Genomic DNA, 7,899 nt, shown 5'->3' on the forward strand with positions numbered 1-7,899 from the left:
TCTGTTTACGAGTCCGTATCTGACGCAGGTCTATTTGTCGGCTTGTTGCTCGACACCATGTCATTGTTAGCTGCCGGCGCTTCAGCCGATTTATTGGCCATTGCCGGCTTGGCCCCGGATGTCTCGCCTTGCGGTTTTGCCGGGTCGGTATTGACACCGGGTTTGGTCTCAACCTGGCGTAGCGGCCGTTGCTCAGCCACCGGAGACGGCTGGGCAGCCTCCTTCGCTGGTGTCGCTTCAGGCTTGGCTGGTGCCGGTTTGGCCGGAGGAGGCGTTGGTACGGGCTTTGCCGCCATAGGCTTGGTCTCAACCTGCCGCAGTGGTTGTTCTGTGGCTAGGGGGGATTTTGGTGTTGCCGTAGCCACCGCCGCAGGCTTGGGTGGTGTTCCTGCCGGTTGTTTTACCGGTGCTGCTGACTCAGCCGGTTTAATTGCCGACGCTTTGGTCTCAACCTGCCGCAATGGCGGCTCCTTTGGCCCGCTTACCTTGGTATCCGGCTTGGTCTCACTCTTTTCCGCCGGTTTCACCACGGCTTTCGGCTCTGCTGGTTGTTCAGGTTTTACCTGTGGTTTTTCTGGTGCCGGGGCTGCGGGGGATTCAGCGGCCGGGCCTTTAGTGGTGTCTGGCGACTTTTCTGTTGCCGGTGACTTTTGGGCCTGCGGTTCGGCAGCCGATGTCGGCCTGGCAGTGGTATCTGTTTCTGCACCTCCGCCGGTCCGGGCCGCAGCCTGGGTGGCTTTTACATCGGTTTCGCCAGCAACCGGGCGACGTGCTGTTTTCTCGTCCCCTGAGTCACCTGATGCCTGGACATCTGGCGTGCCGCTGTCTCCATCTTGATTAGACGCTCTTGGCTTGCGCGTACGCGGACTTCTGCCGGGACGGGACTGATCCTTCTCCTGGGCGCCTCTCTCTTGCGAGACGGCGGTATCTCCTGTCCGGTCACTCTTGGCTGTATCTCCGTTAACATTTGTCGTGCCGGTTTCGTTGTCACCGGTGTTTGTTTTACGCCGCCGCCGGCCACCGCGACGTCCGCGGCGGGAGCTGCGCTTCGGTTCATCTCCAGTGGATGATTGCTCGGCTGGGCGGTTGTCTCCGGCTGTTGCCGGTTTTTGCTCCACCGCAGGCTCTTGATCACTACCGTTGCGCTTGTCGGCACGGGTGTCGCTCTTGCGTTGGGCAGACTGCTGTTGACGGCTATCGTCGGATTTTTTCTTTCCGGTCGGCTTTGGCTTGCTTGAGCGGCCCGAGTTCGATCGGCGGCTCTCTTCCTGATTGTCCCGGGTGCGCTTGTCACGTGTTTTGGGTTCTTCACGCTTTTCGCTGGACTGTCTTGCCGGTGCCGATTTTTGCGTGCGGGATTCAACGGTTTCGGCATCATCGCCAATGATGGCCTTCCACAATTTGCTGAAGAATCCTTTCTCGCGTGGCTTCTCCTCCACAGTCGTCTGACGCTGCTGGGGTGTTGGAGCAGGGGAGGAGGGAACAACCCGTTTAACCGTCGGTTCTTCCGTTTTAGTCTCCTTGGGTTTGGCAAAACCAGGGGTTTTGTCTTCCGGTTCCACCATCATCTTGTAGCTGGAGGTCTCTTCAGCGTCTTCCGGTAGATCCTGTTCGCGAATGCGTTCAATTTCGTAATGTGGCGTCTCAAAATGGATATTGGGGATCAGTACAACATTCACATCCTGACGCTGCTCGATGTCATGTATCGCCTCGCGTTTTTCATTCAGCAGAAAGGTCGCCACGTCCACCGGCAACTGGGCGTTGATCCGCAGGGTATTCTCCTTCATGGCGTGTTCTTCAATGATACGAAGCACCGAAAGAGCAAGGGATTCGACCCCACGGATAAAACCGTGGCCATCACATCGGGGGCAGACATGCAGCATGGACTCGCCCAGTGAGGGACGCAGGCGCTGCCGCGATAGCTCAAGCAGACCAAAACGCGATATGCGTCCCAGCTGGACACGCGCACGATCCTGCTTCATCGCCTCTTTAAGTCGGTTCTCAACCTCCCGCTGATTACGGGTGGGGGTCATGTCGATGAAATCGATCACAAACAGACCACCCATGTCACGCATTCTGAGCTGGCGGGCGATCTCATCCGCCGCCTCCAGATTGGTGTTCAGTGCCGTCTCTTCAATATCGGCACCCTTGGTGGAGCGCGCCGAGTTGATATCGACAGAGGTCAATGCCTCAGTGTGATCGATGACGATAGCGCCGCCGGAAGGCAGACGCACTTCACGCTGGAAGGCGGACTCTATTTGACTTTCGATCTGATAGCGACTGAACAGTGGTACTTCATCGGTGTAGTGACGCAGTTTTTTAACATTATGCGGCATCACCTGCTCGATAAACTCACAAGCCTCTGCATAGACCTCGGGGTGATCAATCACAATCTCGCCGATATCCGCCCGCAGATGGTCGCGGATAGAGCGGATAATGACATTGCTCTCCTGATAAATCAGGAAGGGGGCGGGTTTCTCTTTGGCGGAGGTTTCGATCGCTTCCCAGAGTTGTAGCAGGTAGTTGAGGTCCCACTGCAGGTCTTCCTGGCTTTTGCCAATCCCGGCAGTACGTACGATCAGGCCGGCGCCATCTGGAATCTCAAGGCCGGACATGGCATCACGCAGTTCGTTGCGCTCCTGGCCTTCAATGCGGCGGGAAATACCGCCGGCCCGGGGATTATTCGGCATCAGCACGAGATAACGACCGGCGAGAGAGATGAAGGTGGTCAGTGCGGCACCCTTGTTGCCACGCTCTTCCTTCTCGATCTGGACAACGACTTCCTGTCCCTCTTTGATGGCATCCTTGATCTGTACACGTCCCCCAGACTCTTTGGCGGCACCGGTAAAGTAGTTACGGGAGATCTCTTTAAGTGGAAGGAAACCGTGACGGTCCGATCCGTATTCTACAAAGGCGGCTTCAAGACTCGGCTCTACCCGAGTAACTTTCCCTTTGTATATATTGGCTTTTTTTTGTTCTCGACCGGCTGTTTCAATATCCAGGTTATATAATTTTTGGCCATCCACGATGGCTACCCGCAACTCCTCTGGCTGAGTTGCGTTGATCAACATACGTTTCATATTGTGAAATTCCCAGGGCGCGCTTTCTTCCTGCAGGAACCGGACAGGGTTATATGACACCTGGCTTTACCGGGTCGTTCCCAGTATCCAGATTCCCATCAAAAGCGAGAGCTGCACGCGTGATTGAATCAGCCTTTGGCCTGTTCAACACGGCAGCATCTTTGAAGCACGCCGTTAATTATGTACATCGAGTGCGTCTGCAATACGATGCGTTCTTTGTTATGCATAGGGCCGGCAGTGGATTCTGCTGATCGATCTATCTCACCTGGGTGAGAGATCTGATCGCCCGGCAATAACAGAACGCCACCAGGCAGGTGGGCGTTCGGTGATCAGTTTGCTTATAGCGGATACAGATAGCCCTATTAGCTAAATTCGCCGCTAACGGAGGATTATAACTATCTTAAGCAGGTGCAGCAAATAGAGAGTGCATGGGGACAGGTCGACACTATTGTCGATACCTGGCCAGGTAATATCAGCTTAAGTAACTAATTTACTGCAGTACGCCAACAACTGCTTGGTGTCGTTTCCGAAACTGGTATCATAAGGCCGATGTCAAACTCCCAGCCGATCAGCAGCACCGTGTATATCCTGAATATAGAACCAGGTTATGAAGGGCAGCGTATTGATAACTTCCTTATCAATCATCTCAAAGGCGTTCCCAAGAGCCTGGTCTACCGGATTCTCCGCCGCGGCGAAGTGCGGGTCAACAAAGGGCGCATTAAAGCAAACTATCGCCTGCAGGTGGGCGATCAGGTGCGCGTCCCTCCGGTTCGCATGGCTGAAAAGGATGAGCCGGGGAGAGTCGATAGCCGCCAGTTGGATCGGCTCGAAAAGGCCATAATATTTGAAGACAAGCGATTGCTGGTACTGAATAAACCATCGGGAGTCGCGGTGCACGGTGGGAGTGGCCTCAGCTTCGGTGTCATCGAGGCCCTGCGTCAGTTGCGTCCTGAAGAACATCAGCTAGAACTGGTGCATCGACTGGATCGGGAAACTTCCGGGTGTCTACTGATTGCCAAGCGCAGAAGTGCCTTGCGCACGCTACATGAACTTATGCGCTCCAATGGGATCGATAAGCGTTACATCACGCTTGTGAAGGGTCACTGGCGTCGTGATCGTGTCGAAGTTGACGCGCCGCTTCTGAAAAACACCCTACAAGGTGGTGAGCGGGTCGTGGTGGTTGATCCCCGCGGAAAGGAGTCCGTTACCCGGTTCAGTATCAGGGAACGAATGGGGAACTTTTTATTGATCGAGGCCCGGTTGATGACAGGGCGCACCCATCAGATAAGGGTTCATGCGGCACACCTGGGAACCCCGATACTGGGCGATGAAAAATATGGTGATGCAGCTGCCAACAGGGAGGCGAAGGAACTGGGTCTGAGGCGATTGTTCCTCCATGCTGAAACATTAAGGTTTCGCTGGCCCGATGAGAAACAGGATCTGGTGTTCAGGGCGCCGCTTGAGCCGGTGCTGGATGAACTGTTGACCCGGATTCGAGCGAAAGCGAGCTGAATTAAACTGGTATTTACAAATAATGAAACGCAAGTTCAAGCTCCTGGTGTTTGACTGGGATGGCACACTGATGGACTCGGAAGCGAGGATTGTCTCATGTGTACGTGCCGCCACCCGGGATATGGCGATTGAAACCCCGGCAGACGAGCAGATCAGAGATATTATCGGACTGGGGCTGAAAGAGGCCCTCGAGAAGCTGTTCCCCGGCTCTGATGAGCCTTTCAAGGAGCGTTTTATCGCATTTTATCGGCGCTATTTTCTCCATGAAGACAGGACGCCTTCGCTGCTCTTTCCCCGCGCCTTGGAAGTGCTGAACGGTTTGGTTGCCCAGGACTATCTGCTGGCTGTTGCCACGGGAAAGGGGCGGCCAGGCCTGGACAAGGTATTGGAGGAGACCGGTCTCAAGTCGCTGTTCCATGCCACCCGGTGTGCTGACGAAACCTTTTCCAAACCACATCCGGAGATGCTGGTGCAGATTATGGATGAACTGGGCGTAGAACCGGCGAACACCCTGATGATCGGGGATACCGAATACGATCTGCAGATGGCCATTAATGCCGGAACCCACGGGCTGGCGGTAAGCTATGGGGTTCATTCGGTCGATCGTCTTAATCAGTTCAATCCCCTCGGATGTCTGGATGATATATCAGAGCTTTCGGATTGGCTGGATCGCTAAGTCTCGATTTAGGACTATTACAATAAATTCAGAGTGAGAAAGATGGATAATCTGGAACAAGAGAGAGTGAAACGCAAGGAAGGCTGGGAACGGGAGTTGTTGGAAAAGCTGGCCACGGCATCCATCACCGAGCAGCGGCGTGCCCGGCGATGGGGCATTTTTTTCAAACTGCTGACTTTTGCCTATCTGGTCACGCTACTCATTCTTTGGATTCCGGGCACCTTGCCAGATGCCGCCATGAAAGCGACCAAGGAGCATACCGCTCTGATCGAAATCAACGGCGTAATCGCGGACGATGCGGAGGCCAGTGCGGATAATGTGGTGACTGCCCTGCGTTCAGCTTATGAGGACAAGAAAACCAAAGGGGTAATTTTGCGTATCAATAGTCCGGGCGGCAGTGCGGTGCAGGCGGGATATATCAATGATGAGATCCGTCGGCTTAAAGAGAAGCACCCGAAAATACCCGTATATGCAGTGGTCACCGATATGGCCGCCTCGGGCGGCTACTATATAGCTGTGGCAGCCGACGATATTTATGTGGATAAAGCCAGCATCGTCGGCTCGATCGGTGTGCTGATGAGTACTTTTGGATTTGAGCGCGGCATGGAGAAATTGGGCGTAGAACGCAGATTACTGACGGCTGGCGAACACAAAGGCATTCTCGATCCATTTTCTCCCCTGAAGCAGGAGGAGAAACAGCATATCCAGGAAATGCTTGATCAGGTGCACCAACAGTTTATCCAGGCGGTTAAGGATGGTCGCGGAGACAGACTGAAGGAGAGCGGTGATATTTTTAGCGGGCTGTTCTGGTCCGGCGAGGAAAGTATCAAGCTCGGACTGGCGGATGGTCTGGGCAGCAGCAGTTACGTCGCGCGCGAGTTGATCGGCGCCGAGACTCTGGTGGATTATACCCGGTCAGAGGATCTGCTGGAGCGGTTCGCCAAACGCATTGGCGCTGGCGCCGCGGCTTTTGTTTCCAGTCGCACCGATTTAGGGATAAACCCGGCAATTCGCTGAGCGTCTGTGGCGGGGTGCGGCCGATCAATCTGCCAGGCAGGAACGGATGCGATCGTGGCATCTACAAAATAGTACCCGCAGTTTTCCTGAATACGGCGGTTAGCTGGGTATTCAGGATGGGTGCCGGGTTTAATGTTGCCACGGTTCCGAGGTCCGGCGTACTATCGCCTTAGTGATGATTGTTGCCCAAAGACCAGAGACAGCCTGAAAATATTGTTATGATCGGTCCCGTTGACTCCAATTGCGCCAAGACCCTTTGTAAAAGCCACCGCAAGGTGAGCTCTCCGGCCTCCGAGGGTGAAGCGAATATTTTCTTCAATCTCTGCATGGACCGCGTTCATTACTCACCCGGCCGTAATGCCATCTACTTTGTTGACTCCAGCTATATCAAGGTAGCAGAGACCATCGATCTGGTCCTGAAGGGGCTGGGGTGTGATCCACAGATTGAACAGCTCTACCTGGATCAGCTGAGCATTTTCAAGAGCCTGAAACGGGTAAAGCTTGAGCCGGTTCAGGCCCGGGCCGTCATGGTGGCCCTGCGCATGCAGGGCATGCAGATCACCGTATCAAAATAAGTGATCAACCTGTCGGGCCGGCAGGTAAGTAGGAGCAACAAACACCTTAGTGTCGCTATTTGGTCATCTCCTTGACCTTGTCGACCACCTCCCCGGTTTTTTCGATGGTCGCCTGCTTCACCTCTTCATATGTTTGCTTTATGGCCTCCATGTCGGCATCCTGGGTTGGTGGTGACGGCTCTTCCCGGGAGGGTTCATCGAGGCGATCTTTGTTCATTTCGTCCCACTTTTCACGCGCCGACTCGGTGGACTCTGATATCGCATTGCCCAGCTCTTTAGCTGATGCTTTTGCATGCTCGGCAGCCTTTTCCATGCTGCTTTTTTCCGCGCTCCCGGAAGCGCGCTCGGTACCCTGATTTTCCGCACCGCAACCAGCCAAAAGCAACGTGGATATTGCAATTATTAATACCTGTTTGTTCATGACACGCCTCGTCTTGATAGTCTGCTGATGGCGGAACAACCGGTGGTTCCCTGTGGGGTCCATGATGACAATCAGCCTGGTATGTATCAAGTGAGTAAATGTAAACAACAGTGTCAAAATTGTTACTCTCTCCAGAAGGGTTTAGCTGCCTCCTGTTCCGCCTCACAACGACTGATACCGATATCACTCAGCATACGGTCATTCAATTGCAGCAATACCCGGCGCTGTTGTTGCCGTTGGTACCAAATAGTGATCAGTTCGCCGAGCCGACGGTGGGGGTGTCTTCTCGGTTGGTGCGCAATCAGGTTGCGTAGTGTGATTTCCATTTATCGATCTCCGCCTGTTTGATGAGACCTAGACAAATATAAGAGACCCCCCAGCTTTGCTGGGGAGGCATTAGCAGTTTGACAGTAACGGGAGTCTCATAGTAACTCCAAAGCGTGAGCCGCCAAGCAACACGCAAAGGAGAAACCATGAGACGAGTAGAAAGTTTAAGTCACACGAGGTGGGAGTGTAAGTACCATATCGTGTTCATCCCGAAATATCGTAGGAAAGTGCTTTTTGGCCAAATACGCAAAGAGCTTGGTGAAGTATTTCATCGATTGGCAAAGCAAAAGG

General features: G+C 54.0%; 8 protein-coding genes. 5 read left to right on the forward strand and 3 right to left on the reverse strand.

The genetic code is table 11. The annotated features are described in order from the left end of the window. Positions 1-5 precede the first annotated feature (5 nt). Complete coding sequence (gene rne, locus A3GO_RS23850; protein ID WP_084610079.1) at positions 6-3,080, reverse strand: ribonuclease E; 3,075 nt, start codon at positions 3,078-3,080, stop codon at positions 6-8. Between the two features lie 549 nt (positions 3,081-3,629). On the opposite strand from rne, the gene rluC reads away from it, so the two are divergent. The 4 genes from rluC to A3GO_RS0113385 all read left to right on the forward strand — a co-directional run bounded on the left by rluC (position 3,630) and on the right by A3GO_RS0113385 (position 6,860). Beyond that, on the forward strand, positions 3,630-4,592 hold the full coding sequence (gene rluC, locus A3GO_RS0113370) for a 23S rRNA pseudouridine(955/2504/2580) synthase RluC (protein ID WP_029133821.1): 963 nt from the start codon (positions 3,630-3,632) through the stop codon (positions 4,590-4,592). Positions 4,593-4,614: 22 nt separating this feature from the next. Then, positions 4,615-5,268: an HAD-IA family hydrolase gene (locus A3GO_RS0113375; protein WP_037375357.1), complete on the forward strand. Its 654-nt coding sequence runs from the start codon at positions 4,615-4,617 to the stop codon at positions 5,266-5,268. A gap of 42 nt (positions 5,269-5,310) precedes the next feature. Next, positions 5,311-6,285, forward strand: a complete 975-nt coding sequence (sppA, locus tag A3GO_RS0113380; RefSeq protein WP_037375360.1) for a signal peptide peptidase SppA — start codon at positions 5,311-5,313, stop codon at positions 6,283-6,285. A gap of 218 nt (positions 6,286-6,503) precedes the next feature. Next, the gene (locus tag A3GO_RS0113385) at positions 6,504-6,860 is read left to right on the forward strand and encodes a hypothetical protein (protein WP_029133824.1); all 357 of its coding nucleotides are present in this window, start codon (positions 6,504-6,506) and stop codon (positions 6,858-6,860) included. A 55-nt stretch (positions 6,861-6,915) separates the two neighbouring features. On the opposite strand, the gene A3GO_RS0113390 is transcribed toward A3GO_RS0113385, so the two are convergent. Both A3GO_RS0113390 and A3GO_RS0113395 read right to left on the reverse strand, forming a co-directional pair. Continuing rightward, positions 6,916-7,281, reverse strand: coding sequence for a hypothetical protein (locus A3GO_RS0113390; protein WP_157606814.1), 366 nt, complete (start codon positions 7,279-7,281; stop codon positions 6,916-6,918). Positions 7,282-7,403: 122 nt separating this feature from the next. After that, positions 7,404-7,607 carry a DUF1127 domain-containing protein gene (locus tag A3GO_RS0113395; RefSeq protein WP_051302280.1) on the reverse strand — a complete coding sequence of 68 codons (204 nt, stop codon included), beginning with the start codon at positions 7,605-7,607 and terminating at the stop codon, positions 7,404-7,406. A 147-nt stretch (positions 7,608-7,754) separates the two neighbouring features. On the opposite strand from A3GO_RS0113395, the gene A3GO_RS25790 reads away from it, so the two are divergent. Continuing rightward, on the forward strand, positions 7,755-7,899 hold a 145-nt coding region (locus A3GO_RS25790), incomplete at its 3' end, for a transposase (RefSeq protein WP_211245095.1).

The sequence above is a fragment of the Sedimenticola selenatireducens DSM 17993 genome (assembly GCF_000428045.1).
In the GTDB taxonomy this organism is placed as follows: domain Bacteria; phylum Pseudomonadota; class Gammaproteobacteria; order Chromatiales; family Chromatiaceae; genus Sedimenticola; species Sedimenticola selenatireducens.

Bases quoted from the DNA above. Each gene is read 5' to 3' on its own strand.
- rne (WP_084610079.1), bottom strand. From the start codon at position 3,080: ATGAAACGTATGTTGATCAACGCAACTCAGCCAGAGGAGTTGCGGGTA.
- rluC (WP_029133821.1), top strand. From the start codon at position 3,630: ATGTCAAACTCCCAGCCGATCAGCAGCACCGTGTATATCCTGAATATA.
- A3GO_RS0113375 (WP_037375357.1), top strand. From the start codon at position 4,615: ATGAAACGCAAGTTCAAGCTCCTGGTGTTTGACTGGGATGGCACACTG.
- sppA (WP_037375360.1), top strand. From the start codon at position 5,311: ATGGATAATCTGGAACAAGAGAGAGTGAAACGCAAGGAAGGCTGGGAA.
- A3GO_RS0113385 (WP_029133824.1), top strand. From the start codon at position 6,504: ATGATCGGTCCCGTTGACTCCAATTGCGCCAAGACCCTTTGTAAAAGC.
- A3GO_RS0113390 (WP_157606814.1), bottom strand. From the start codon at position 7,281: ATGAACAAACAGGTATTAATAATTGCAATATCCACGTTGCTTTTGGCT.
- A3GO_RS0113395 (WP_051302280.1), bottom strand. From the start codon at position 7,607: ATGGAAATCACACTACGCAACCTGATTGCGCACCAACCGAGAAGACAC.